19 protein-coding genes are annotated in these 25,556 nt (G+C 73.2%); 9 read left to right on the top strand and 10 right to left on the bottom strand.

Annotation, left to right across the window (positions count from 1 at the left end; translation table 11 throughout):
• Positions 1 to 365: 365 nt before the first annotated feature.
• Complete coding sequence (locus tag ACIPXM_RS05905) at positions 366 to 1,001, bottom strand: GNAT family N-acetyltransferase (RefSeq protein ID WP_401652318.1); 636 nt, start codon at positions 999 to 1,001, stop codon at positions 366 to 368.
• Positions 1,002 to 1,131: 130 nt separating this feature from the next.
• Between ACIPXM_RS05905 and lon the strand changes: the two genes are divergently transcribed.
• Positions 1,132 to 3,543 carry an endopeptidase La gene (gene lon, locus ACIPXM_RS05910; protein ID WP_401652320.1) on the top strand — a complete coding sequence of 804 codons (2,412 nt, stop codon included), beginning with the start codon at positions 1,132 to 1,134 and terminating at the stop codon, positions 3,541 to 3,543.
• 85 nt (positions 3,544 to 3,628) lie between these two features.
• On the opposite strand, the gene ACIPXM_RS05915 is transcribed toward lon, so the two are convergent.
• The 3 genes from ACIPXM_RS05915 to ACIPXM_RS05925 all read right to left on the bottom strand — a co-directional run bounded on the left by ACIPXM_RS05915 (position 3,629) and on the right by ACIPXM_RS05925 (position 6,913).
• A complete protein-coding gene (locus tag ACIPXM_RS05915; protein WP_401652321.1) occupies positions 3,629 to 4,783 on the bottom strand; it encodes a glutamate--cysteine ligase in 1,155 nt (384 codons plus the stop codon).
• Positions 4,784 to 4,968: 185 nt separating this feature from the next.
• Positions 4,969 to 5,835 carry a lytic polysaccharide monooxygenase gene (locus ACIPXM_RS05920; protein ID WP_401652323.1) on the bottom strand — a complete coding sequence of 289 codons (867 nt, stop codon included), beginning with the start codon at positions 5,833 to 5,835 and terminating at the stop codon, positions 4,969 to 4,971.
• A gap of 229 nt (positions 5,836 to 6,064) precedes the next feature.
• The gene (locus ACIPXM_RS05925; protein WP_401652325.1) at positions 6,065 to 6,913 is read right to left on the bottom strand and encodes a lysozyme; all 849 of its coding nucleotides are present in this window, start codon (positions 6,911 to 6,913) and stop codon (positions 6,065 to 6,067) included.
• Positions 6,914 to 7,230: 317 nt separating this feature from the next.
• On the opposite strand from ACIPXM_RS05925, the gene ACIPXM_RS05930 reads away from it, so the two are divergent.
• Positions 7,231 to 7,716, top strand: coding sequence for a MarR family winged helix-turn-helix transcriptional regulator (locus tag ACIPXM_RS05930; protein ID WP_401652327.1), 486 nt, complete (start codon positions 7,231 to 7,233; stop codon positions 7,714 to 7,716).
• 87 nt (positions 7,717 to 7,803) lie between these two features.
• On the opposite strand, the gene ACIPXM_RS05935 is transcribed toward ACIPXM_RS05930, so the two are convergent.
• Entirely contained in the window at positions 7,804 to 8,586 is a 783-nt protein-coding gene (locus ACIPXM_RS05935) for a hypothetical protein (RefSeq protein ID WP_401652330.1), read from the bottom strand.
• Between the two features lie 385 nt (positions 8,587 to 8,971).
• On the opposite strand from ACIPXM_RS05935, the gene ACIPXM_RS05940 reads away from it, so the two are divergent.
• The 6 genes from ACIPXM_RS05940 to ACIPXM_RS05965 all read left to right on the top strand — a co-directional run bounded on the left by ACIPXM_RS05940 (position 8,972) and on the right by ACIPXM_RS05965 (position 17,207).
• On the top strand, positions 8,972 to 11,995 hold the full coding sequence (locus tag ACIPXM_RS05940) for a nitrate- and nitrite sensing domain-containing protein (RefSeq protein WP_401652332.1): 3,024 nt from the start codon (positions 8,972 to 8,974) through the stop codon (positions 11,993 to 11,995).
• Entirely contained in the window at positions 11,992 to 12,576 is a 585-nt protein-coding gene (locus ACIPXM_RS05945; protein WP_401652334.1) for a roadblock/LC7 domain-containing protein, read from the top strand. Before ACIPXM_RS05940 ends, ACIPXM_RS05945 begins: the two co-directional genes overlap by 4 nt.
• Positions 12,573 to 12,986: a DUF742 domain-containing protein gene (locus tag ACIPXM_RS05950; protein ID WP_401652336.1), complete on the top strand. Its 414-nt coding sequence runs from the start codon at positions 12,573 to 12,575 to the stop codon at positions 12,984 to 12,986. Before ACIPXM_RS05945 ends, ACIPXM_RS05950 begins: the two co-directional genes overlap by 4 nt.
• On the top strand, positions 12,967 to 13,668 hold the full coding sequence (locus tag ACIPXM_RS05955; RefSeq protein ID WP_401652338.1) for a GTP-binding protein: 702 nt from the start codon (positions 12,967 to 12,969) through the stop codon (positions 13,666 to 13,668). Before ACIPXM_RS05950 ends, ACIPXM_RS05955 begins: the two co-directional genes overlap by 20 nt.
• 23 nt (positions 13,669 to 13,691) lie before the next feature.
• A complete protein-coding gene (locus ACIPXM_RS05960) occupies positions 13,692 to 14,945 on the top strand; it encodes a styrene monooxygenase/indole monooxygenase family protein (protein WP_401652340.1) in 1,254 nt (417 codons plus the stop codon).
• A gap of 120 nt (positions 14,946 to 15,065) precedes the next feature.
• Positions 15,066 to 17,207, top strand: a complete 2,142-nt coding sequence (locus ACIPXM_RS05965; protein ID WP_401652342.1) for a LamG-like jellyroll fold domain-containing protein — start codon at positions 15,066 to 15,068, stop codon at positions 17,205 to 17,207.
• 7 nt (positions 17,208 to 17,214) lie between these two features.
• On the opposite strand, the gene ACIPXM_RS05970 is transcribed toward ACIPXM_RS05965, so the two are convergent.
• From ACIPXM_RS05970 to ACIPXM_RS05985, 4 genes are all read right to left on the bottom strand, one after another.
• Positions 17,215 to 18,420 carry an NlpC/P60 family protein gene (locus ACIPXM_RS05970; protein ID WP_401652344.1) on the bottom strand — a complete coding sequence of 402 codons (1,206 nt, stop codon included), beginning with the start codon at positions 18,418 to 18,420 and terminating at the stop codon, positions 17,215 to 17,217.
• 74 nt (positions 18,421 to 18,494) lie between these two features.
• Entirely contained in the window at positions 18,495 to 18,788 is a 294-nt protein-coding gene (locus ACIPXM_RS05975; protein ID WP_401652346.1) for a hypothetical protein, read from the bottom strand.
• Between the two features lie 58 nt (positions 18,789 to 18,846).
• The gene (locus ACIPXM_RS05980) at positions 18,847 to 19,569 is read right to left on the bottom strand and encodes a TetR/AcrR family transcriptional regulator (protein WP_401652348.1); all 723 of its coding nucleotides are present in this window, start codon (positions 19,567 to 19,569) and stop codon (positions 18,847 to 18,849) included.
• 117 nt (positions 19,570 to 19,686) lie between these two features.
• The gene (locus ACIPXM_RS05985; RefSeq protein ID WP_401652349.1) at positions 19,687 to 20,622 is read right to left on the bottom strand and encodes a diiron oxygenase; all 936 of its coding nucleotides are present in this window, start codon (positions 20,620 to 20,622) and stop codon (positions 19,687 to 19,689) included.
• Positions 20,623 to 20,733: 111 nt separating this feature from the next.
• Between ACIPXM_RS05985 and ACIPXM_RS05990 the strand changes: the two genes are divergently transcribed.
• A complete protein-coding gene (locus ACIPXM_RS05990) occupies positions 20,734 to 21,864 on the top strand; it encodes a ferritin-like domain-containing protein (RefSeq protein ID WP_401652351.1) in 1,131 nt (376 codons plus the stop codon).
• Between the two features lie 90 nt (positions 21,865 to 21,954).
• Here ACIPXM_RS05990 and ACIPXM_RS05995 read toward each other — a convergent pair whose 3' ends face one another.
• On the bottom strand, positions 21,955 to 25,140 hold the full coding sequence (locus tag ACIPXM_RS05995) for a DNRLRE domain-containing protein (RefSeq protein ID WP_401652353.1): 3,186 nt from the start codon (positions 25,138 to 25,140) through the stop codon (positions 21,955 to 21,957).
• Between the last annotated feature and the right edge of the window lie 416 nt (positions 25,141 to 25,556).

Raw genomic sequence — 25,556 nt, forward strand, 5'->3', positions numbered from 1 at the left:
GTCGGGGGGCCGGTGGCCCGGGCGGCGCCGGTCAACGGGTCGGCGCGGGGCGCCAATTATCTGCAGATTCTGTTCCTGGTATCGGCGGTGACCGACGGCGAGAATCGGCGGCGGAGCACGACCGGCCGGTTCAATTCCCCGTTCCGGGCTGGTCGGGGGAGGGTTCCGGGCGCTTCGATATCCACCACCTCCGCCCGGGGCGTCTCCCGTCCCCCCGGTGCCACGTCCCAGCGTGGTGGCGGTGACGGAAGCACCGGCGGCGTGGCCGCCCCGGCCGGGCCTGGTCAGCCCATCGAGGCCGCGGCGGCGCGCCGGACCTCCCGCCCCGCGCCGCCCCCGCTCCGTCCTTCCCGCTCGCGCGCGGCTCAGCCGGTGCGGACGACGCCGGTCAGCGGGTGGTGGTAGCGCCAGTCGAGGGAGTCGTAGAGCGCGAGCCCGTCGGTGGTCGCCGAGAGCACCCCGGTGACGGCCCCGGCCTGCGCGGCGGCGGCCTCCAGGGTGCGCATCACATTGGCGCCGAGGCCCCGGCGGCGGTGCGCCTCGGAGGTGATGATCTGGTCGGCGACGGCCGTCTCCCCGGTGGGCGCGATCTGCCCGGAGGCGGCGAGCGTCCCGTCGGCGGCCAGGATCCGGACCCGGATCACCCCGTCCGTGACCTCGGTCGTCCGCGCGTACCCCTCGGGCGGGGCGGGCCGCGCCGCCGGGTCGAGCCGCTTGGTCATCATGAACCCGGGGTCGTCGGGGATCGTCCACCCCTCGGTGATCCACTCCGCGACCTCCGCGGGCCCGGCCATCACCTTCAGCCACGCGTTCGGCGTGTCGATCCCGCCGCACAGCTTCCCCACCGAGACCGCGTCCGGGTACGTCACCACGTGCCGGAACGCCTCCTTCGGCGTCCCCGTGTCGATCCGGTACCCCCAGGGCTCGACGACGGCGGCGGAGGTTCCCCGGGACACGGTCCAGCCGGCCACCCAGGCCGATGTAATGGCTGCAATATCCATGGGGGTATTACAGCGGGTCTTCACCTGCGGCGGGAGAGTGATCGCTCAGAGCGAACACGACTCGGGGAACATTCGACCGCGCAGATGCATTGAGTCGGCATAGCTCAACTTGACTGCCGAAGGGGAGATCATGGCTTCTGAGTCCAAGGCGTCCGTGCCGCTCACTCTGCCCGTGCTGCCGCTCGACGACGAGGTCGTGCTGCCCGGAATGGTGGTGCCGCTGGACCTCTCCGACAACGATGTGCGGGCCGCCGTCGAGGCCGCCCAGGCCGCCGCCCGCGGCGGACAGGGCAAGCCCCGGGTGCTGCTCGTGCCCCGGGTCGACGGGACCTACGCGGGGACCGGCGTGCTCGGCACCGTCGAGCAGGTCGGACGGCTCTCCGACGGCGACCCCGGCGCCCTCATCCGCGGGATCGGCCGGGTGCGCATCGGGGCCGGGACCACCGGACCCGGCGGTGCGCTCTGGGTCGAGGGCACCGTCGTCGAGGAGACCCTGCCCGACCCGCTGCCCGGCGCGGTGACCGAACTGGTCAAGGAGTACAAGGCGCTCGCCACCAGCTGGCTCAAGAAGCGCGGCGCCTGGCAGGTCGTCGACCGCGTCCAGCAGATCGACGGCGTCGGCGCCCTCGCCGACAACTCCGGCTACTCGCCCTTCCTCACCCTGGAGCAGAAGGTCGCGCTCCTGGAGACCGCCGACCCCGTCGACCGGCTCCGGCTCGCCACCGCCCAGCTCCGCGAGCACCTCGCCGAGCAGGACGTCGCCGAGACCATCGCCAAGGACGTCCAGGAGGGCGTCGACAAGCAGCAGCGCGAGTTCCTGCTGCGCCGCCAGCTCGACGCCGTCCGCAAGGAGCTGCGCGAGCTCAACGGCGAGAGCGAGGGCGACGAGTCCGACGACTACCGCGCCCGCGTGGAGGCCGCCGACCTGCCCGAGAAGGTCCGCGAGGCCGCCCTCAAGGAGGTCGAGAAGCTGGAGCGGTCCAGCGACCAGTCCCCCGAGGGCTCCTGGATCCGCACCTGGCTCGACACCGTGCTCGAACTCCCGTGGACCGAGCGCACCGAGGACGCGTACGACATCCAGGGCGCCAAGGCGGTCCTGGACGCCGAGCACGCGGGCCTCGACGACGTGAAGGAGCGCATCACCGAGTACCTGGCCGTCCGCAAGCGCCGCTCCGCGCGCGGCCTCGGCGTGGTCGGCGGCCGCCGCGGCGGCGCCGTGCTCGCCCTGGTCGGCCCGCCCGGCGTCGGCAAGACCTCGCTCGGCGAGTCCGTCGCCCACGCCATGGGCCGCAAGTTCGTCCGGGTCGCCCTCGGTGGCGTCCGCGACGAGGCCGAGATCCGCGGCCACCGCCGCACCTACGTCGGCGCGCTGCCCGGCCGGATCGTCCGCGCCATCAAGGAGGCCGGGTCGATGAACCCGGTGGTCCTGCTCGACGAGATCGACAAGGTCGGCTCCGACTTCCGGGGCGACCCGGCCGCCGCCCTCCTCGAAGTCCTCGACCCGGCGCAGAACCACACCTTCCGCGACCACTACCTGGAGGTCGAACTCGACCTCAGCGACGTGGTGTTCCTCGCCACCGCCAACGTCCTCGAAGCCATCCCGGAGGCCCTGCTCGACCGCATGGAGCTGGTCCGCCTCGACGGCTACACCGAGGACGAGAAGGTCGTCATCGCCCGCGACCACCTGCTGCCCCGGCAGCTGGAGCGCGCGGGCCTCGCCGCCGACGAGGTCGTCCTCGACGAGTCCGCGCTGCGCAAGCTCGCCGGGGAGTACACCCGGGAGGCGGGCGTCCGCAATCTGGAGCGCTCGCTCGCCCGGCTGCTCCGCAAGGTCGCCGCCCAGCACGAACTCGGCGACCGGGAGCCGCCGTTCCCGGTCGGCGCCGACGACCTGCGCGGACTGCTCGGCAGGCCGCACCACGTGCCCGAGTCCGCCCAGGACCCGGCCGAGCGCCGCACCTCGGTGCCCGGCGTGGCCACCGGCCTCGCCGTCACCGGCGCGGGCGGCGACGTGCTCTTCGTCGAGGCGTCCCTCGCCGACCCGGAGACCGGCGCCGCCGGACTGACCCTCACCGGTCAGCTCGGCGACGTGATGAAGGAGTCCGCGCAGATCGCGCTCTCCTTCCTCCGCTCGCACGGCGCCGAACTGGAGCTGCCCGTCACCGGCCTCAAGGACCGCGGCGTGCACATCCACTTCCCGGCGGGCGCGGTCCCCAAGGACGGCCCGAGCGCGGGCATCACCATGACCACCGCCCTCGCCTCGCTGCTGTCCGGACGGCAGGTCCGCACCGACGTCGCCATGACCGGCGAGGTCTCCCTCACCGGCCGGGTGCTGCCGATCGGCGGCCTGAAGCAGAAGCTGCTCGCCGCCCACCGCGCGGGCATCACCACCGTGGTGATCCCCAAGCGCAACGAGCCGGACCTCGACGACGTCCCCGCCGAGATCCTCGACAAGCTGGAGGTCCACCCGGTCACCGACGTCCGCCAGGTCCTGGAGATCGCCCTCACCCCGGCGGCCGTCCCGGTCGGCGCCGCCGCCTGACCGAACCGGGCAGGACCCGGCACGGCCTGACCGAACGACCCGGCGGGGCGCCCTTCACGACGAAGGGCGCCCCGCCGTCCGCGCGTCACACCGGCAGCGTGCGCCGCACCGCGTCGCTCACCACCGACGCGAGACCCCGCGCGCCCCGCGCGTGCGCCGCCCGCTGGAGGTCCGCGCCGGTGCCCCGGGCGAGCAGTGCCTCGGTGCCGCGCACCGCCCGCTCCCAGTCGCCCGCCGCCCGCAGCGCCGGGCCCACGTGGTCGAGCAGCGCCCCCAGCACCTCGGCCGCCGGCGCGGGCCGCCAGTTCCGCGGGTGCAGCAGGCTGCCGCGCAGCCCGTACCGGCTGGCCCGCCAGGCCGCGAGCCGCAGCACCACGGTCGGCACCGGATCCGCCGCCCGACCCTCCCGCCAGGCCCGCGCCCCGGTCTCCACCAGGGCCCGGACGAGCACCGCGAGCAGCACCCCGTCGTCCAGGTGCTGGCAGACGTCGCCGACCCGCACCTCCACCGTCGGGTAGCTCCGCGACAGCCGGGCGTCGAAGTAGACCATGTGGTCGTCCACCAGGACCTCGCCCGCGAGCATCTCCCGGGTGGTCTCCTCGTACGCCTCGACGTCCCCGTACAGCTCGCTCGGCCCGGTCATCGGCCAGCGCGACCACAACTGGTGGCGCCAGCTCGCGTAGCCGGTGTCCATGCCCTGCCAGTACGGCGAGTTGGCGCTGAGCGCGAGCAGCGGGGCGAGCCAGGGGCGGATCCGGTCGAGCACCGCCACCCCCTCCTCCGCCGAACGGAGGTGGACGTGCACATGGCACGCGCAGGTGAGCTTGTCCTCGACGAGCCGGCCGAACCGGTCCTCGATGGTCCGGTAGCGGTCCGACGGGGTGAGCACCGGATCGAAGCGCACCGGCGCGGTGGCGAGCGCCGCCACCGCGACCCCCGCCTCCTTGGCGGCGGCCGCGGCGTCGATCCGGGCCTGGCGCAGCTGCTCCGCGAGCTCGTCCGCCGTCAGACAGGGACGGGTGCCGATCTCCAGCATCTCGCAGAACAGTTCGGGCTTCACCGGCTCGCCGCGCTCGCCCCGGGGGCGGACGTCGGCGTGCCAGGCGGCTATCTCGGTGACGCTGGGCGCGAGTGGACGGGGGACCCCGCTGCCGGGGTCGACGAGGATCAGCTCCTCCTCCACTCCGAACGTGCGCAGCCCCTCTCCGCGGTGGTAGACCCACGGCTGCTCATTCCGCATGGAGCGCTCTCCTTCACGGTCGGACGACGGTGCGCTGACGGCCGTTCGAACAGAGCTTTCCCCACGGGTGTCCACCAGCCCGCCCCGCGCTGCCCGTTGGCGGGCAGATGGCGGGAAATGCCTCCCGGAAAGGGGCGCCCGGTACGGGCGCCCCCTGGTGTGACGGATTCCGGGACGGGTTCGCGTCAGTTCTGGCCGCGCCGCCGGGTCAGCAGCAGGCTGCCCGCGCCGAACACGGCCAGCGCGCCCGCGCCCGCGAGGGCCAGCGGCAGCGGCGAGGCGGGCTGCGCGGCGGTCTCGGCGGACAGCGCGGGGGGCTGCTCGTCGCCGCCGTGGCCCGCGTGGCTGACGGTGGAGAGCGCCGCGCCCGCCGCGATCTTCGCCTCGGTCGGCGCCTGGGCGGTCTTGGCGGCGCCGCCGAAGGTGACGTCCGAGCAGCTGTAGAACGCCTCGGGGCTGTCGTTGCGCTGCCACACCATGTAGACGATGTGGCGGCCGGTGCGCGCGGGCAGGGTGCCGTTGAAGGCGTAGAAGCCGTCGGTCGCGGTGCGGGTGGTGTTGTAGACGGCCGCCGGGGTGCTGTCGAGGTCGGACCACTTCAGCGGCTTCGTCGGGTCGAAGCCCTGCTTGGTGACGTACATCGTCATGGTGCCGGAGTGCGCGGCGGTGACCCGGATCCGGAAGCCGAAGGCGCCCGCGTTCACGGCGGTGGCGGGCCAGTCGGTACGGGCCCAGTCGAGCGCCCGGTACTTGTCGCGGTTGGCCGAGCACAGCTTGCCGTCCGGGATGACGGCCTGGTGCTGCCCGTTGGCGTTGGCGATGTTGACCTCGTTCCAGTCGTACAGCGGCTGGGTGCCCGAGTCGGCCACGAGGTCCTTGCACACCTGGGACTTGGGGGTCTCCGGGCCCTCGGCGTAACAGGCCGCGACCCGGCTGACCGGGTTGAACACGGCGCCGTGCGCCTGGGCGGCGGTCGGCGTGAGGGCGATCAGCGAGGCCGCGGCGAGCGTGGCGGCGGCGACGGGGGCGGCGGTGCGGCGGATGGACGGCATGCGGAGGCTCTCTCTCGTGCGTGGGGAGTACGGGGTGAGCAACGGGCCTGCGGCAATGGGGAGTTGCGGCGCTCCCCGCCGCCCCGAGGGTCGCATTGGTCCATACCAATGGGCAAGGGGTCGGTACGAAGAAGGCGGACCCCGGGGGTCCGCAACCCCCGGGGCCCGCCCGTGCGCATGCCCGTACGGCTGCCCGTACGACTGTCCCTACGGCTGCCGCAGGCGGCCGTCAGCCGTTGGCGAGCGCCTGCACCCGCGAGTAGTCGCCGTTGAAGTGGCTGTGGTCGCCGACCGTCGGGCCCGTCGAGGTGTACTGCCACATCGTGTAGTAGCCCCAGCCGGCCGGCAGGGCGCCGACCTCGGCCGCGTACCGGGCGATCCACAGCGGGTTGGTGCCGGCGAAGCCGCCGTAGTTGCCGGTGCACTGGGTCCACCAGCTGGTCGCCGTGTAGATCACCGGGTCGCGCCCGGTCCGCGCCTTGTAGCGGTTCAGGAAGTCCCGGACCCATGCCACCATCTGGGACTGCGTCTTGCCGTAGCAGGTGTCCCCGTACGGGTTCCACTCGATGTCGAGCGCGCCCGGCAGGGTCCGGCCGTCCTTGGACCAGCCGCCGCCGTTGTTCACGAAGTAGTCGGCCTGCGCGGCGCCGCTCGTGGTGTCCGGGGTGGCGAAGTGGTACGTGCCGCGGATCATGCCCACGTCGTAGGAGCCGTTGTACTGCTGCGTGAAGTACGTGTTCTTGTAGTACGTGCCTTCCGTGGCCTTCACATAGGCCCAGCGCACGCCGCTGTTCCAGAGCGTCTGCCAGGCCACGTTGCCGTTGTGGCTGGAGGTGTCGACGCCCTCGGTCTGCCCGGCCAGGGCCCGCGCGCCGGAGGGGGTGCCGGGCGCGGTGCCCCGCCCGTCGTGGGCGAGCACGCCCATGCCCAGGTACGCGGAGCCCCGGGCCGGGGTCTTCGCCGCGCCCGGGGCGGGGGCGGCGGCGTCGGCGGTGCCGGACAGGGCGAGCGGGACGAGCAGGGCCAGCGCCGCGAGGGCGGTGCCGGCGAGGGACGTCCGGGATCTGTGCACACGCATCGCGTGCCTCCGAAGGCTCGGTGGGGGGAGCGGGGGCGGTACGGGGTGCGGCGGCCGACCGGTCCACGGACCCGGGTCCGGAGCGCGGACCCGGACCCCCGGTCGAGGAGTCCGGGCACGGAGTCCGGGCACGGGGATATGGTGTGGACATGTCAGCCGGTGGTGCCGGGGACGACGCTACGCACGTAGACCGCCCGGACGGAAGGGGGCCTCGGGGCTGCCGTTGGTCTACTCCTGCGAAATACTGGGGGAGCTGCGGCGATGCCGGCCGCCGCGGGAAACTTTCAGCGAGCGGAAAGCGCGCGAGGGGTGCTGACGTGCACGTAAGCGGTACGGGGAGTGAATCCGGACCCAAGGGCGGAAGTGGTGTGGACCAGGAATTCCTGGCCCTGGAACGCGAACTGGCCGTGTTCCTGCGCCGCGCCCGCGCCCAGTCCGGCGAGATGGCCCGCGAGGTCCACCCCGAACTGGAGCCCGCCGCCTACGGACTCTTCGTCCGCCTCGACGAGGCGGGGCCGCAGCGCGCCACCGACCTGGCGGGCTGGTTCGGCGTCGGCAAGGCCACCATGAGCCGCCAGCTGCGCGCCCTCGAGGACCTCGGCCTGGTCGCCCGCGACCCCGACCCGGCCGACGGACGCGCCTCCCTGGTCCGGCTCACCGAGGAGGGCCAGGGCCGCTTCCGGCACGTCCGCGACGCCCGCCGGGAGCGCTACGTCCGCAAGCTCGCCGACTGGGACCGCCTGGAGGTCGCCGAACTCGCCCGGCTGCTGCACCACTTCAACGTACGGTCCGCCGAGGGCTGACCCGCGGGCGAGGGCGAGCGGCGGGCCGACGAACCCGCGAGCCCGTGAATCCGCGGGACCCGCGCGCCAGGCCCGGCCGGCCGGGCCTCAGAGCACCGCGTACGCGGCCGTCGCGTCGTCGTGCAGCTTCCAGCGCCGCACGCCGCCCGCCCGCTCGTCCGCCGCCTCCAGCGCCCGTACCCGCCGCAGCAGCCCCTCGGCGCCGTCCGCCGCGAGCACGTCGCACAGATCCGCCCAGTCGCCCGCCTTGAACAGCTCCACCCACCGGGTCGCCCCGTCGCTCAGCGCGGCCAGCGCGCGCACCTCGGCGCGCGGGGTCGTCCCGGTCACCGCGCGGGCCGCCACCGACGGGTCGGCGGCCGCCGTGAAGAAGCCGCCCTCCTGGTTCCGCAGCCGGTCGGTCGCCGCGAGCGACCGCAGGATCTCGTCCGGCACCCGGTCGAGCCGGTCGTCGAGCACCGCGCGGACCGCCCCGTCCGCCGTCCGCAGCAGCAGCGCCGCGTCCGAGAGCACCAGATGCTCCACGGTCTCCTCGTCCCAGCGCGCCAGGGCCACCGTGGCCTGCGGAGTACGCACGTGAGAAAGGTCACACGTGTCACGGTGCGCGTCCGCGGTGCGCCGGATTGCGAGCGACAGAATCTCGGACAGCGTCAGCTCGCGGAGCGAAACGGATAGTTCCGTCAAAGCGCCCCCGAGACGGGCCGTGAACCACGGCACCCCGTGCACACATCCGTCGTCGCCCGCCGGTGGCGTCACCCCGTCCAGGACCACCATCACGCCCCCCGAGCCCCCAGCGGGCAGAGCTGTCGCCACCCAGTCCTCGTTGGGGCGTTCGGGACTGCCGGGCAGGGTCGCGGCTTCGGTGCGCATGATCCCCAGTCTGCCCCGCGCGGCGCCGTATCCGCACCGCTCCTTCACCGTACGTCCAGCTGGCCGAAAATGGCCTGTACCAAAGGAGGGTGAAGGAGGATCGGGGGCGGAAGACCGGCCTCCGGGAAGCTGCGGGTGGGCATCCTGCCAAAGGCCGCACGGAAGATCCAACCGACGGTAATCCCGCCGCCCCGGCGGTCACGGGGGAGAGTTGTTCGCCAACTCAGGAGTGTTGTTCACTCGTTCGGGTGGCGGAGCGGCCGATGCGAGTCCCCTGACCAGAACCGCTGAAATGGTCGGAAGACACACCAGGGGTGGGGGCTCTTACATGTGACCGGTCGTCACCTCTGCTTCATGGGCGGACGAGTCAAGGATGCGAGCACCGGTGCAGAAGAAGCGGCCTCGGAGCAACAACGGCGCGCGGAGCCAGACCCCCGGTGACCCGCAGCACCCCGGCGTGCCCGCGCCCCCCGCCCCCGGCACCCCCGTGGCCGCCGAGACACCCGACGCTCCCCCGGCCCCCGAGGTCCCCGCCGGACGGGGCCGCGCCAAGCGCGTCCGCGGCCGGCTCTTCGCCGGGGTCGCCCTGGTCGGCGTCACCGTGCTGGCCGCCGGCGCCCCGATGGTCCTCACCGCCTCCACCGACCTCGACGACTCCGTCGAACTGGTCTCCCTCGCCGCCCTCGACCGGCAGGCCGTCACCCTCGCCCACTCGCTCTCCGACGAGCGCGACGAGGTCGTCGCGTACATCGCCGCGGGCCGCGACGACCAGAGCGGCGCCGACCGCGACAAGCGCCGGATCACCGAGGCCAGGGCCGCCCGGGTGGACCGCCAGATCGACGAGATCCACACCGCCGCCCCCGCCGAGCTGCGCAGCGAGCTCGCCGCCGTCCCCTCCGTCCGGCGCACCGCGCTCACCGGCAAGGGCACCGCCCTGGAGGCCCACCGGGCCTACACCGAGATCATCGGCAAGCTCCAGGCGCTCGCGGACCGGCTCGCCGAACGCACCCCGGCCCGCGCCGCCCAGGCCGTCCGCGCCCCCGCCGCGCTCGGCCGCGCCACCGAACTGGCCTCCGCCGAACGCGGCCTGCTGCTCGCCGCGCTCGCCGTCCCCACCCCCGAGGCCGACGGCCGCTCCCACTACGACCCCACCACCGGCACCTACGTCACCGAGGAGGCCGAGGGCGCCGCCGAGGCCGACCGGGCCCGCAACGCGCTCACCGCCGCCGCCCAGCAGGCCCGGCTCCGCGAACTGGCCGCCCTCGCCGACTTCGACCAGGCCGCGGGCGCCGAGGCCCGCGACTCGCTCGCCGCCACCGTCACGGGACCCGAGGTCAAGAGCGCCGAGCGGCACCTCGCCGCCCTCACCGACCGGCCCGAACTCTCCGAGGCCGAACGCGACACCGACCCCGTCAAGCTGGACGCCGAACTGTCCGCCCGGATCGAGCAGCTGCGGTCCGTCGAGTCCTCCCTCGCCACCCAGCGGGTGGACCGGCTCACCGCGCTCCGCGACGACGACGTCACCGCCCTCGAAGTGCGGATCGTGTTCCTCGGCGGCTGCCTCCTCGTCGCCGTCGGCATCGCCACCTACGTCGCCCGCTCCATGACCCGGCCGCTCGCCGCGGTCCGGATCGGCGCCGCCCGGCTCGCCGCCTCGCCCGCGCCCGCGACCGAGGAACCGGTCCGCTTCACCGGCCGCAACGACGAGTTCGCCCAGGTCGTACGGTCCCTCAACACCCTCCAGAGCAGGCTCGCCGCGCTCTCCGCGCACGCCGAACGGCTCGACGCCGACCGCACCGACCTGGCCGGCGCCCGCGAGGCCGTCGCCGCCGAACTGGCCGCCCAGCGCGCCGAGCTCCAGGGCCACAACGCCCTGCTCACCGCCGAACTCGAACGGCTGCGCGGCACCGTCCACCACACCTTCGTCAACCTCTCGCTGCGCACCCTCGGCCTGGTCGAGCGCCAGCTCGGCGTCATCGAGAAGCTGGAGGAGCGCGAGCAGGACCCGGACCGGCTCGCCACCCTCTTCAAGCTCGACCACATGGCCACCGTGATGCGCCGCCACAGCGAGAACCTGCTGGTCCTCGCCGGGCACGAGCACCACCACGGCCACCCGGGACCGGTGCCGCTGGTCGACGTGCTGCGGGCCGCCGTCAGCGAGATCGAGCGGTACGAGCGGGTCAGCATCCAGGCGCTGCCGCCGCACGCCCAGGTCGCGGGCTTCGCCGCCGACGACCTCAGCCACCTGCTCGCCGAACTCCTGGAGAACGCCACCTCGTTCTCGCCGCCCGACACCCAGGTCCAGCTGTCCGGCTGGCTCCTGGAGTCCGGCGAGGTGATGCTCTCCGTGCAGGACGGCGGCATCGGCATCTCCGCCGCCCGCACCGCCGAGCTGAACGCCCGGCTCGCCGACCCCGCCGCCGTCGACCCGGAGGGCGAGGGCCTCGGCATCCGGGTCGCCGCGCTGCTCGCCGCCCGGCACGGCGTCCGCGTCGAACTGCGCGAGCACACCCAGGGCGGTACGACGGCGGTCATCGTCGTGCCGCAGCCGCTGCTGCCCACCGCGCCGCCCGCCACCGTGCCGCCGACGCCCACCGTCACGCTCGCCGCCACCACCGGCCAGACTCCGGTCCTCACCCAGCCCGGCTCGGTCGCCGAGGCCAACTCCCACGCCCTGCCGTCCCGGCACCCGCACCCGCAGCCGGACCCGCAGTCGGACCCGAACCACGACCCGCACCGGGACCCGCTGGTGGAGGCCGCCGAGCGGGCGATCATGGCGGCGGAGCGGCAGGGCGTACCGATGGAGCCGGTGCCGGTGCCGGAGGCGGCCCTGGCGCCGGAGCCGGAGCCGGAGCGGTTCGAGGAGCCCGCGCCCGTCGCGTACGAGCCGGAGCCCGCCCCGGAGTACGCGCCCGCGCCCCTGCCCGTACGGGGAACGCGCCCCGGTCTCGGCGAGTCGCTCTCCGAGACGACCCTCCAGGTACGGCTGCCCGACCCGCCCCCGGAGCCGGACGCCCACGGGCGGGCGGCCGACGCGGCCGACGAGGAGCCGGTCCAGGAGCCCGCGACCGCCCCCGAGCCCGCGACCGCCCCCGAGCCCGCGCCCGTACCGGAGGCCGAGCCCACCGCCGTGACGGACGCCGTCCCCGGGCCACGGACCGGACAGTGGGAGCGGACCACCGACAAGGGACTCCCCAAGCGCACCCCGCGGATCGTGCGACCGGCGGGCGCCCCCGCCGCGCCGATACGCCGCGGCGGCGTGGACGCCGAGGCGCTGCGCAGGCGGCTCGGCGGCTTCCAGCGAGGAGCAGACGACGGCCGCAGGGACGTGGCCGCCGAGATCCGCGCCGCTGAGACAGCACGTACCGAGGAGATGACGGGGGACACAGTCGAGGAGGCACGCAGTTGACCGCGACCGGAACCGGAACGTTCGGACTGAGTACGGAGGCCCAGAACCTCCAGTGGCTGCTGGGCAATCTGGTCGAGGAGGTACCCGGCGTGCGCTCCGTCGCCGTGGTCTCGTCCGACGGGCTGCTCCTGCTCTCGTCCGACCCGGACGCCCTCACCGGGGCGCCCGCCGCGGACCGTACCGACGGCCCGCGCGGCTCCAGCGCCGACCTCGCCACCATCGTGTCGGGCATCGGCAGCCTCACCGTGGGCGCCGCCCGGCTGATGGACGGCGGCGGGGTCAAGCAGACCATGGTCGCGATGGAGGAGGGCGCCGTCTTCGTCATGTCGATCAGCGACGGCTCGCTGCTCGGCGTGCACGCCACGCCCGACTGCGACATGAGCGTCATCGCGTACCACATGGCGCTGTTCGTCGGCCGCGCGGGACACGTCCTCACCCCCGAACTCCGCAGCGAGCTGGCCAAGTCCGCGCAGGCGGCGGAGCCGCTGCCGGAGCAGCTGCCGGGCCGTACCGTGCCCCCGCAGGGCACGTCGACCGGCGCGCCCCAGGGCGCCGTGCGGAGCGCGGAGAGCGCCAGGTGACCGCCGCTTCCGCCGCCCAGCGGCTGCCGATACGCGGGGAGGGGCGCCGCCCCTCCCGCGTCCGTCCCTACTCGCTCACCGGCGGCCGCACCCGCTTCGGTCACGTCCTGCTGGTCGAGACCTTCGTGGCCGCCCTCGAACCGGCGCCCGCCCGCAAGGTGCTGACGGGCGGCGGCCCGGCCCCGCGCGGGCTGATGCCGGAGATGCGGGCCATCGTCGAGGTCTGCCGCCGGATGCGGACGGTCGCCGAGATCTCCGCGCTCCTGAAGATGCCGTTGGGTGTGGTCCGGGTGCTGCTCAGCGACCTGGCCGACCAGGGAAAGATCCGTGTGTACGGGACCGGTCACGGCACCGGCCAGCCCGACCGCGCGCTCCTCGAAAGGGTGCTGAGTGGACTCCGCCGTCTCTGAGGCGACCTCGGTCGCCCAACCGCCGACGACGATCGCCGGCGTCCCCGCCCAGCCCGCCGCGCCCGCCGCGACGGCGGTGGCCGCCGTGCCGGACCCCGAAGAGGGCGCCCAGGACTGGCAGCTGGACCACACCCGGGCCCCGATCGCGACCAAGGTCGTGGTCGCGGGCGGATTCGGCGTCGGCAAGACCACCTTCGTGCGCGCGGTCTCCGAGATCACCCCGCTGCAGACCGAGGCGCTGATGACGCGGGCGAGCGAGGAGACCGACGACCTCACCGCCACGCCCGACAAGCTGACCACCACCGTGGCCATGGACTTCGGGCGGATCACCCTCGACGACGACCTGGTGCTGTACGTCTTCGGCACCCCGGGGCAGCAGCGCTTCTGGTTCATGTGGGACGACCTGGTGCGCGGGGCGATCGGCGCGGTGGTGATGGCGGACACCCGTCGGCTCACCGACTGCTTCCCCGCGCTCGACTACTTCGAGAGCTGCGGCCTGCCGTACATCGTGGCCGTCAACCACTTCGAGGGCACCGAGCGCTTCGAGGTGGCGGACGTCCGGGACGCCCTCACCGTGCCGCCGCACGTGCCCGTGCTGATCATGGACGCGCGCAAGCGGTACAGCGTGGTGGAGACCCTGCTCGCGATGGTCGAGCACGCTCTCGAAGCCACCCCCGAATAGTGCGACAGGAGCACCACCCTCCCATGCGGAAGATACTCATCGTGGGGGCCGGTCAGTCCGGCCTCCAGCTCGCCCTCGGTCTGCAGTCGCAGGGCTACGAGGTCACCCTGATGTCCAACCGGACGGCGGACGAGATCCGCGCCGGGCGGGTGATGTCCACGCAGTGCATGTTCGCCACCGCGCTCCAGCACGAGCGGGATCTCGGCCTGAACTTCTGGGAGTCGCAGGCGCCGCGGATCGAGGGCGTCGGCGTCTCGGTCGCGGGACCGGAGTCCCAGAGACTGATCGACTGGGTCGGGCGGCTCGGCGGCTACGCCCAGTCCGTCGACCAGCGGGTCAAGATGGCCGGCTGGCTGGAGACCTTCGCGCAGCGCGGCGGCCAGCTGGTCATTCACGGCGTCTCGGTCGGCGACCTCGACTACTTCGCGCGCGGCTACGACCTGGTGCTGGTCGCGGCGGGCAAGGGCGAGCTGGTCGGCATGTTCGGCCGGGACGCGGCGCGTTCGCCGTACAGTGCGCCGCAGCGGGCGCTCGCGGTGTCGTACGTGCACGGCCTCGGCCCGCGCCCGGAGCACCCCGAGTTCGACGCGGTGCGCTGCAACGTGGTGCCGGGTGTCGGCGAGCTGTTCGTGATGCCGACGCTCACCACCTCGGGCCGCGCCGACATCCTCTTCTGGGAGGGCGTCCCCGGCGGCCCGCTCGACGTCTTCCAGGGCGTGAAGGACCCGGCCGACCACCTGGCCCTCACCCTGGGGCTGATGGAACGTTTCACCCCCTGGGAGTACGCGCGCGCCACCAAGGTCGAACTGACCGACGCGGGCGGCACCCTGGCGGGCCGCTACGCCCCGACGGTCCGCAACCCGATCGGCCGGCTGCCCGGCGGCGGCCTGGTCCTGGGCGTCGCCGACGTCGTCGTGGCCAACGACCCGATCACCGGCCAGGGCTCCAACTCGGCGGCCAAGTGCGCCGCGGCCTACCTGGCGTCGATCGTCGAACAGGGCGACCGCCCCTTCGACGAGAGCTGGATGCAGGCCACCTTCGACCGCTACTGGGCCACCGCCCAGCCCGTCACCAAGTGGTCCAACGCGATGCTGGCCCCGCCGCCGGAGCACGTCCTGAACCTCCTCGGCGCGGCCGGCCAGCTCCCCCCGGTCGCGGACCGCTTCGCGAACGGCTTCGACGACCCGGCGGACTTCGAGAACTTCTTCTACGAGCCGGAGAAGACGGCGGCGTATCTGGAGTCGGTGGCCGGTTCGCCGGCGGCCTCGCCCGCCTGACCCGCGCCCGCGGCGACAGCGGCCGCCGATAAATCCGAAGGGGATTGTCGGTGGCCGCTGTTAGCCTCCTCCCGCTTGATCGAACTCTGGTCGGGCGTTCATCAGGGAGGGGATCCACGCATGTCAGGACGTTTCAGAACCCGAGGGGTGCTGCTGCTCAGCTGCCTTGCGGCGGTCGTGGGGGCGACCGCACCGGGCACCGCGTACGCGGCGGAGAAGGAGAACCTGCCGCCCGTGGCCACGGAGCTGCAGACCGGGTCGAGGGACTGCGCGACGGGGGACACCCCGGCGTACGTCGACAGCCTTCCGACCCTGTCGGCGCGGCTGACCGATCCCGTCGAGGACGACCCGATCGGTGAGCCGGAGTTGCTCACCGCCGAGTTCGAGCTGTGGTGGACGGACGCGACCGGTACCGAGCAGCGCCGTACCGTCACCAGTCGCCCGGCCTATCCGGACCGGATCCACCGCGTCACCGCTCCGTCCGACACCCCGGCCGACACGGTGATCTCCTGGCATGTCCGCGCCGATGACGGCCGGACGCGCGGCTCCTGGAGCCCCGAGGCACCCGGTGCGGCCTGCCGCTTCGTCCGCGACGACCGCAGCCCCGAGGCCCCCGTCGTGAACTCGCCGGAGTACCCCGCGGAGGTGCGCGGGTCCGGCGGCGTCGGTGTCTACGGCAGCTTCACCATGGACAGCCCCTCGGCGGACGTCGTCGAGTACCAGTACAGCTTCAACGGGGGCCCGTACGCCGCCGTGCGCCCCGCCGAGCCGGGCGGACCGGCCACCGTCCGCTACGTGCCCACGAGCAACGCCCCGCAGACGCTCAGCGTCCAGGCCGTCGACCGCGCCGGGCGGACGAGCCCGCGCACCGACCACACCTTCTACCCGAAGGCCGCGAGCGCCCCCGTCTCCCGCTGGAAGCTCGCGGACGCCGCCGGGTCCACCACCGCGACCCCCGAGTCCGGACAGCCCGCCCGGGCCGGCCGGGGCGTCGCCTTCGGCGGCCCGGTGCCCTCGGGCACCGCGCTCACCAGCACGGCCACCTTCGACGGCACCGGCCACGGCTTCCTCACCACGCCCGCCCCGGCCGTCGACAGCGGCCGCACCTTCGCGGTCGGCGCCTGGGTGCGCCCGGCCGGGACCGGCAGCTCCATGACGGTGGTCAGCCAGGACACCGGCATCGGCACGGCCTACAGCCTCGGCCTGCGGGCCGCCGCCGGGAAGCCCGCCGCCTGGAGCTTCACGCTCGGTGGCGCGACGGTCAGCGGCGGTGCGCCCGGGGCCGGTGAATGGGCCTACCTGCTCGGGGTGTACGACACCGAGACCGGGTACGCCCAGCTGTTCGTCGACGGCCGCGAGGTCGGCACCAAGGCCAAGGCCGCCCCGGTCGCCGCCGACGGCGGATTCCAGATCGGCCGTGTGCGCGGCAAGCTCGGCTACCGGGACCGCTGGCAGGGCGAGATCGGCGACGTCCGCGCGTACGACCGGCTGGTCGTCCCGCAGGAGGTGACCGGCCTCGCGAAGCGCCAGGCGAAGCCGCTCGGCCACTGGTCGTTCAGCACCGCGACCGACGGCGTCACGCCCGGCGACAGCGGCGGTGCGCCGATGCGGCTCGGTGCGGGAGCGTCGATCAACCGGGGCCCGGAGCGGGGCGGCTGCATCCCCGACCTCGACCCCGACTGCCCGTTCGTGCCGTACCCGCTGGTCGGCGAGGGCAGCCTGGTCCTCGACGGGGTGACCGGTCACGCGGCCCTCGACGGTCCGCTGGTGGACACCGGCGACAGCTTCACCCTCGGTGTGGTCGCCAAGATAGAGAACGAGGACGCCACCCGGCCGATGACCGTCCTCTCGCAGGCCGGTGCGCACACCGACGCGTTCAAGCTGCGCTACGACCCGGCGCTGTACGCCTGGCAGCTGGTCATGCCGGAGCGGGACGAGGCGGGCGCACCCGAGGTCGTCGTCTCCCAGGTGTCGGCACCTGGCGGCAGGGGCAGCGGTACCCAACTGGCGATCGTCTACGACGACCGTGACAACACGGTCAAGCTGTATGTCGACGGCTACACCAACGCCGACGCCACCGCGCAGCTGCCGCACGGCTGGCCGAGCACCGGCGCGTTCCAGGTCGGACGGGCCCGCACGGCCGACGGCTGGGGCGAGTATCTGAAGGGCACGGTCGACGAGGTCCAGGCGTTCGCCGGTGTCCTGAGCGAGCGGGAGATCCCGCTTCTCGGCGCGGAGACCGACCCCTGCCTGTGCTTCTGACGGCAGGTCACCGCGGGTCCGCGGCCTCGCCGCCCGGCCCCGCCTCCCCGCCCGCTCCGCCCCCCGTCCCCGCGTACCCCTCGTCCCCGCCCTCCGTCGCCCCCGCCGGCAGCTCCGGCGGGGTGAAGGACGCGGCGGGCGGGGCTTCGGGGTCGGGGCGGAGGGCGCCCAGGAGGGGGTTGGCCGCGATCGGGGAGACCTTGATCCGGGCGCCCGGGCGGGGGGCGTGGATCACCAGGCCCTCGCCGAGGTAGAGGGCGACATGGGTGGCCTCGGGGAAGTACACGACGAGGTCGCCGGGGCGCAGCTCGGCGAGCGGGATGCGGCGCAGCCGGGCCCACTGTTCCTCGCTGGTACGGGGGATCTCCTGGCCCGCCGCCGCCCAGGCCCGCTGGGTGAGGCCGGAGCAGTCGTAGCGGTCCGGCCCCTCGGCCCCCCACTCGTACGGCTTGCCGATCTGCCGTACGGCGAAGCGCAGCGCCTCCGCGCCCGCGTCGGACGGGGTGCGGGGCCCGTCCAGGACGCCGGATCCGAGGAGCTCGCTCTGGGCGCCCGCCGTCTGGGTCCGTTCCAGGGCGGCGAGCCGGGCCAGTTGGTCCGCGGACAGCGAGGCGAGCAGCCGTTCCACCTCGCGGAGCTTCGCCTGCGCGGTGTCCTTGTGCTTCTGCCGCCCGCCGAGCAGCTCCCGGCGCCGGTCCAGGGCCGTCCGGGAGGCGTCCGCGAGGGTCTTCGCCTTCCTCTCGGCGTCCCGGAGCCGGGTGACCAGGGCCGCTCGTTCGCGGGCCGCCCGGTCGAGCACCCGGCGGCCGTCGAGCGCCCGCTGCGGGTCGGCGGCGAGCAGCAGTCCGAGGTACGGGGAGAGCTCGTCGCCGCTGCCCCGGTACTGGCTCCTGGCCAGCCGCCCGGCCTCGTCCCGGCCCTTCGCGAGCGCCTGGCGGGTCCTGGCGAGGGCGTCGTCGGTGCGGCGGGTCTCGGCGGACTGGCGCTTCAGCTCCTCGTCGGCCGCGTTGTACGCCTCGGTGGCCCGCTCGGTCTCCTGGTAGAGCGTGCGCAGCCGGGTGAGCAGCGAGCCGACCGAGTCGGTGGGGTCGGCCGGGGCTGCCGGGGCCGCCGGTGCGCCCGTGGCCGGGCCCGGCGCCCCGAGCGCCGTCGCCGCGAGCAGGATCCCCGCCAGGGCACCCGTACGGACCGTGCGCAGCAGCCGTCCCGGCACGTCATCACCTCCGTCCGGATGATGACCCGGCCGATGGTGTGATGATCGGACCTACGCGGCGGTCCGCCGTGCTCTCACTCGTCCGGCGCAGCGGGCCGCGCCGCCGTCGGCTTCGACCACGGCCACTTCAGCTCCCGCCGCTCCCGCCCGTCCGGCGCGTACACGTACATCCAGCCGCGCTGCAGCCCGAGCCGCTTGGTGTAGCCGGCGGGCTCGCGGCGGTACGCGTGGACGGTGGCCGGGTGCCCGTCGTGGGCCGGGACCGGCACCTCGTACCACTTCGGCGGGTGCCCGATGGGGCCGACCAGGACGGGCAGCACCCGCCCGTCGAGGGGGCCGCCGCGGAAGGGGGTGTTCTCGCTCTTCACCCCACCAGTGTCACCCGCCCCTCACCCCACCCGTGTCACCGGGCGCGCCCGCCCCCGGTCACAGCAGGTGTGCGGCCTCGCCGATCACCGGGATCACGTTCCGGGTGAGCCGTCCCACCGGGCCGCCCGGCCGCTCCCGGCCGAGCAGCCGGGTCACCACGTCCGCCGTCTCGGCGTCCCCGGCCGCGGTCGCCGCGAGCAGTGCCACCAGGTGGTCCACCAGCCAGTCCCGCAGCTCCGCCGGGTCCGGCCGCTTGCCCTCGTCGACCCAGATCAGCGAGGCCGCCTCGACCGCCGCGATCCAGGTCCGCACCATCATCCCGAGCCGCGGCCCCGGCCGCTCCGCGCCCAGGTGGAACAGGATCTCGGCGGCGGCGGCCCGCCGCACCTCGTCGACGATCGCCGAGGTCCGCGAGGTCCCCGCCACGCTCCCGCCGCGCAGCAGCGCCGCGAACCCGGCGTCGTGCTCGTCGACGAAGGCGAGATAGCGGTCCAGGACCCGGGACAGCCGCTCGGTCGGCGGGCCCTCGGGCGGTTCGGTGAAGCAGCGTTCCAGCGCGTCGGCGGAGGAGCGCAGCGCCGCCTCGTACAACTGCTGCTTGCCACCGGGGAAGTAGCGGTAGACGAGCGGGCGGGAGACCCCGGCGGCCTCGGCGACGTCGTCGAGCGACACCTCCTCCGGCGGCCGGTGCGCGAACAGCGTCTGGGCGGCGTCGAGCAGCTGCCGCCGCCGCTCCTCGACGCCGAGCCTGCGGTACGCGGGGGAGGCGGCACTGGTCATGACCGCAGCGTAACCCCGGGGGGCGCGGGCCGGTCCCGGCCGCTTCGGCCGATCTCCGGCGACGGCCGACGGGGTCGCGCCCGTTCCGCGCCCGTTCCGCGCCCGTTCCGCGCCCGCTCAGGCCAGCAGGCCCGACGACCGCCAGAGCCGTCGCCCCGCGCCCCGCAGCACCCCGATGTCGTCCAGGAAGTCGGTGAGCCGCCCGGCCCCGGTCCGCATCACCTCGCGGCGGTGGCCGCTGGCCCGTACCTGGGCGACGGCCTGCCGCCGGTCCAGGCCGACGTGGTCGTACACCGCCGGGTTCACGAAGCAGGTGGAGAAGACCCGCGCCGCCTCGCCGCAGCTGAGCCGGGTGAACTCCCGCTCCCAGCGCGGCGCGGTGATCATCTGGCGGCGCAACTCCTCGCGGGCGTACCGGACATGGCGGGCCTCCTCCACCACATGGATCCGGGTGACCCCGCGCACCAGCGGCTGGACCCGCTCGTCGGGGAAGGTCAGCCGCTGCATCCAGTCCAGGATCTCCTCGCCGAGCAGGGTCGCGGCGAACGAACCGGGCGTGGTGGAGACGGTCTTGAGGACCCTGCCGAGCTGGTGGTAGACGCGCGGCACCGGGTACGCGGGCGAGCCGCCGCGGGTGATCAGCCGGGCGAACATCATGGAGTGGCGGCACTCGTCGGCGATCTCGGTGAGCGCGTAGCGGACGTGGTCGCTGGTCAGCGGCTTGTCGTAGATGTGCCGGACGAGCAGCTGCATCAGGATGATCTCGAACCAGATGCCGAGCGAGGCGAGCGAGGCGGCCTCGTGGCGGGCCAGGTCCTGGCGCTGTTCCTCGGACATCCGGTGCCACAGCGGGGTGTCGTACAGCGACACCAGCTCGGGTGGCCAGAACCACTTGCCGTCCTCGAAGGGGGCCGCCCAGTCGAGTTCGGTCTCGGGGTCGAAGGAGTGCTTGAGCGAGGACTCCAGGAGGCGCTGGGCGACCTGTTCGCGGTCGCGCAGCGGGCCGAGGGCGTCCCGCAGCAGAGTGAAGTCGGGTTCCGTCAGGCGCGGCATGACACTTATCAGACTCTCCGTCAGTAACGTCGTCAATCCCTCCCGCACGACTTGTTGACCCCGCGTCTACCAACGTGTGAGCCTGCTGCCAACCGCAGGAAGGAGCCGTCAGTGTCGACGCACGACTTCTACGTCCAGACCCCGAACGAGCCCTCGAAGGGCCCCCTCTGGCAGGTGCCGGCGTCCGGCGCGGCCCGCTTCACCTGGGAGTACGACCTGAGCGCGGCCGGCAATCCGCGCCTCCTCGCCCTCTACCAGAAGGGCAAGGACAAGCAGTGGGACGGCGCCACCCGGATCGACTGGGACCTGGAGGTCGACCCGTACGACCCGCTCGGCACCCCCGACGAGGCCCTGGCCCTCTACGGCACCCGGCACTGGGCCAAGCTCACCGAGAAGGACAAGGGCGAGCTCCGGCAGCACTACACCGCCTGGAACTTCAGCCAGTTCCTGCACGGCGAGCAGGGCGCCATGATCTGCGCCGCCCGGATCGTGGAGTCCGTCCCCGACCTCGACGCCAAGTTCTACTCGGCCACCCAGACCATGGACGAGGCCCGGCACGCCGAGATCTACGGCCGCTTCCTGCACGAGAAGATCGGGATGCTCTACCCGATCAACGACAACCTCCAGGGGCTGCTCGACGACACCCTGCGCGACTCCCGCTGGGACATGCCCTACCTCGGCATGCAGGTGCTCATCGAGGGCCTGGCGCTCGCCGCCTTCGGCATGATCCGCGACACCACCGACAAGCCGCTGCCCAAGCAGATCCTGGCGTACGTGATGCAGGACGAGGCCCGGCACGTGGCCTTCGGCCGGATGGCGCTGCGCGCCTACTACCAGCAGCTCTCCGACGCCGAACTGCGCGAGCGCGAGGAGTTCGTGATCGAGGGCTGCTATCTGATGCGGGACCGGCTGCGCGGGGTCGAGGTCCTGGAGAACTTCGCCATCCCGAAGCGGGAGGCCGAGGAGTTCAGCGAGCAGAGCGAGTTCCTGCACCTGTTCCGCAAGCTGCTCTTCAGCCGGATCGTGCCCTGCGTCAAGGACATCGGCCTGTGGGGCCCCCGGCTCCAGAAGGCGTACCTCGACATGGGCGTCTTCGACCTCGGCGACTCCAACCTGGACCTGCTGATGACCCAGGACGAGGAGATCGCCGAGGCCCTGGACCGGGAGCGGTTCGCGGCGGAGGAGGCGGCCCGGGTGGCGGAGGTGACGGCGGCGATCGCGGCGGGGGAGACGGACGGGTAGCGGGGCGGGCGCGGCGGACAGGGGTGAGCCCCCGGCGCCTGCGCGGCGCCGGGGGCTCGGTGTCATGACCCGTGGTGCGGGCCGGTGGGATCAGCCGAAGGCCCTGATGTCCCGCCAGTCGACCGACAGCACGGTCTTGGCCGGGCCGTTGGTGTTGGTGGTGGACGGGTAGTACAGGCGGATGTTGCCGGTGTCCCCGGTGCGCGCCCACATGTCCGGGATTCCGTCCTTGTTGACGTCGGGGATGCCGATCACGGAAGTCACGTTCGTCTCGGTCCAGTTGGTGCCGAAGGCGACATCACCGTTGAGCGAGTTCGCCGCCACCTTGATGGACTCCAGGTCGACCGCGCCGGTGACCGCACCGGGCTTGCCGTGCCGGACGTACATGTTGCCGTTGTCCAGGTTGCGCCACAGCAGGTCGGGGGTGCCGTCCTTGTTCATGTCCGCGATGTTGACGATGTCGCGGCGGGCCCAGGCGGTGCCCTCCATGAGCGTGGCGGTCTGGAAGCTGGCGCCGGTGTAACCGGACAGCACCCAGAAGGCGTTGCCGGCGCGCAGCGCGAGGTCCGGCTGCTTGTCGCCCGTGACGTCGCCGATCGCCTTCAGCTGCGTCCAGGTGCTCGGCGCGGGCGCGTTGGACGGGAGCCGGATCTTGATCCGGTCGTCCACGTTGAAGCTGCCGTAGCCGTCGCCCGGGTACAGCCAGAACTGCTTGTCCGGGGTGACGGCGAACAGATCGGTCGAACCGTCGCCCGGGTAGGCGTCGTTGTAGTGCGCGATCAGCGAGGCGGTGCCCGCCGCGTCGATCCAGTGGTTCGGCGGGTCGACCTTCTTGCCCGCGGTCATGTAGGACGCGGCCAGGCAGCTGTAGAGCTCACCACCGGTGCCCGGGACCGCGGCGTCGGCGGGAGCGCCGACACAGTTCTTCAGCCTGCCGTCCGGGAAGAGGACGAGCAGGTCGGGGATGTTGTCACCGCCGGTGTCCATCGGACCGTCGGCCGTGTCACGGGGCGGCAGGTAGAAGCTGTAGTCGCCGCGCAGGCTCTGGTTGCCGCTGACGTCGTACGCGAACACGTTGAGCTGGATCGGACCCGCGTGCGGCGGGGAGATGTCGAACGTGACCTTGCCGTTCACCGGCTTCGGCGAGTCCTGGTACCCCCACCCCTCGAAGCCGTACGAGAAGCGCGTCGCGCCCGTGGCCTCGAAGGTGACCGAACCCGACTTGCCGAACTTCACCTTCGCCCAGGTCTTGCCGTCCGGGGTGGCCTCGTCGAACACCGGGCTGGTGATCTCGGGCTGCGGCGGCGCGGTCGGGTCGATGGTGAGACGGCACGGGTAGCTGCCGTCCGGGAAGTACGACGAGGTCGAACCCGCGTCGGGGTACGTGGTGTCCTCGGACCGCACGTCCCACAGGAACGTGGTGTTGGTCTTGAGGTCCTTCAGGAGCGGATCCGTGGCCGGGATGATCACCTGTGCCCAGCCGTTGGCGTCCGGGGTCGCCAGCGGACGGTCCAGGGCCGAGCCGCCGTCCTTCCAGAAGCGGAAGCGCAGCTTGGACAGGTTGCCGTCGACGTCGACGGCCTTGGCCTTCAACGTGAGGTTGGTGCGCCCGATGAGCACGCCGGTGCCGGAGCTGCCGGTGATGCAGGAGCCGCCGGGCACGGAGGAGCCGGAGGTCGGCTGGGACGGCGCCCGGTTGAACTGGCCCGTCAGGGTCGCGCCGGTGGCGGCGAACTTGCGCCAGGTCTGGGTGTCGGACTCGCTGGTGGCGCGCATGCCGAAGGTGATGTTCGGCCAGCCCTTGTCCGCGCCCTCCTGGGCGGCGGCGGTGACGGTGAACGCCTCGTACTCGTCCGGGCAGGAGCTCGACCAGCCGTGCGCGAAGGACTTCTTCTGCAGCACCTTCGCCCAGCTCGGCTGCGCGTTCCAGGTGGTGCCCGAGGAGATCGAGCCGGTCAGCCAGAACTCCATCTGCCGGTCGGTGCAGGACCACGAGTGGTTGTTCTTCACCTTGAAGGTGGCCCAGTCGAACTTCGCGCCCTTGTAGCCGGACGAGAAGTTCATCCGCCAGAAGGAGCGGGCCAGACCGCCGGTGTCGCTCTCGTAGCCGACCCGGGCGTCCGAGGTGCCGGAGGAGAAGTTCGTACCGTTCCAGAAGCTGGAGCTCGGGTACTTGCGGTACGCGACCGTCCAGGCGAGCCAGCCGGCGTTGAGCGGCGGGTCGATGAAGACCGGGTACGTGGTGTCGGCGCGGGTCAGCAGACCCGTCTCGGCCACCTTCAGACCCACGGTCAGGTCGCCGGTGCCGTCCCCGTCGAGCGCCACCGGGAGCTGCGCCGAGTTGGCACCCGGCTCGATGCCGGTGAGGCCGGAGAGCTTGAGGACGTCGGCGGAGGTGGCGGCCGCGGTGCGCGGCGCCTTGTCCGGCGCGTCGGCGTCACGGCCCGCGGAGTCCCAGGCGAACGGCGTCGGGATGGACCCGATCTCCTCGCCCGCCTTGTCCAGGACCTGGATCACGTTCGCTTCGGCGTTCTGCCGGAAGACGGCGGTCTTCGACGTCACACCGAACTTCACCGTGGCAAGCGACTCGTGGCGCGCGGCCTCGCGGTTCTTCACGATCAGGACCTGGCCGAAGCCCCCCTCCGCACGGGCCACGAGCAGCAGGTCGACGCCCGGGAAGACCTCGGGGTACAGCGCGCGGGGACCGTCGAGCACCGGCTCGGGCAGGGCCGTCGGCCAGGTGTACGTGACGGTGTGGCCGCCCAGGTCGACCTCGGCCAGCGGGGTGCCGTGCGACGCGCCCGCGGCGGGCGATCCCTCGGCCAGCGGCAGGCGGCTGAAGGAACGGTCGGCGCGGGCGGCCTTGCCGCCGCCGGAGAAGCGGACCGGGACGACCGCGTTCGCCGGGACGACGTTCAGCGGCCCGGCGTCCTTCGACCGGTGCAGCGTGGTGTCGATCGGCGCCCAGTTGCCCTCGGCGTTCTTCGCCCGCTGCGGCAGGGCGTCGATCTGCGTGAGCATCTTGCCGTTGGGCTGGGCCCAGAGGAGCTGGGTCGCGGTGGTCGCCGTGTCGACGAGCACCTTCTTGCCCGTCCGCTTCGCCTCGGCCACCGCGGTGGCCTCGTCGCGCGGACCCACCGAGGCGTTGCGCGCCTCGGTGGAGGTCTGGGAACCCGGGACAGTCGGGCCGCTCGGCTGCCACCAGGGCAGGAGCGCGGCGGTGAGGGCGGCCAGAACGAGGCCGAGAGTGAGGCTCAGCCGCGTGCGCGTGCGCACGAATGGGCTGAGAAGACGAGGCGGCGCGGGCACGGCGGTCTACTCCCGTGGGAACCAGAGGATTTCGGACAGCACAGACAGCCCCGCGGTCCAGACCACGGGGCAGCACAGGCGCGCACACGATCACATGGCAACCAAGCCACGTCCATATCTGAGAGTTTTATGAAGACGTTATGAGGGAGTGTGAAAGAATTCGACGTGACGTCAGGATGGCCGGATTGTGCCCATTTGATGGAGCGTTACCTTCCGGATGTCCGAGGTGCCCGATCTGTCGCGAAGGTTGAAAGTGCGACAGTCTGTTTGCGAGTGCACCGTGGTGAAGCTCACCTTCGCGCAGTTGCAGACGTGATCATCGATCTTGAATCCCCGGCCCGCATGACAGAGAGTGCGCACGCACGCGCCTGATCCGGGCGCGT

The sequence above is a fragment of the Streptomyces sp. NPDC090025 genome (assembly GCF_044748125.1).
Taxonomy (GTDB): domain Bacteria; phylum Actinomycetota; class Actinomycetes; order Streptomycetales; family Streptomycetaceae; genus Streptomyces.

Bases quoted from the DNA above. Each gene is read 5' to 3' on its own strand.
- lon (WP_401652320.1), top strand. From the start codon at position 1,132: ATGGCTTCTGAGTCCAAGGCGTCCGTGCCGCTCACTCTGCCCGTGCTG.
- ACIPXM_RS05935 (WP_401652330.1), bottom strand. From the start codon at position 8,586: ATGCGCACCGAAGCCGCGACCCTGCCCGGCAGTCCCGAACGCCCCAAC.
- ACIPXM_RS05915 (WP_401652321.1), bottom strand. From the start codon at position 4,783: ATGCGGAATGAGCAGCCGTGGGTCTACCACCGCGGAGAGGGGCTGCGC.
- ACIPXM_RS05925 (WP_401652325.1), bottom strand. From the start codon at position 6,913: ATGCGTGTGCACAGATCCCGGACGTCCCTCGCCGGCACCGCCCTCGCG.
- ACIPXM_RS05920 (WP_401652323.1), bottom strand. From the start codon at position 5,835: ATGCCGTCCATCCGCCGCACCGCCGCCCCCGTCGCCGCCGCCACGCTC.
- ACIPXM_RS05985 (WP_401652349.1), bottom strand. From the start codon at position 20,622: ATGCCGCGCCTGACGGAACCCGACTTCACTCTGCTGCGGGACGCCCTC.
- ACIPXM_RS05965 (WP_401652342.1), top strand. From the start codon at position 15,066: ATGTCAGGACGTTTCAGAACCCGAGGGGTGCTGCTGCTCAGCTGCCTT.
- ACIPXM_RS05905 (WP_401652318.1), bottom strand. From the start codon at position 1,001: ATGGATATTGCAGCCATTACATCGGCCTGGGTGGCCGGCTGGACCGTG.
- ACIPXM_RS05960 (WP_401652340.1), top strand. From the start codon at position 13,692: ATGCGGAAGATACTCATCGTGGGGGCCGGTCAGTCCGGCCTCCAGCTC.
- ACIPXM_RS05980 (WP_401652348.1), bottom strand. From the start codon at position 19,569: ATGACCAGTGCCGCCTCCCCCGCGTACCGCAGGCTCGGCGTCGAGGAG.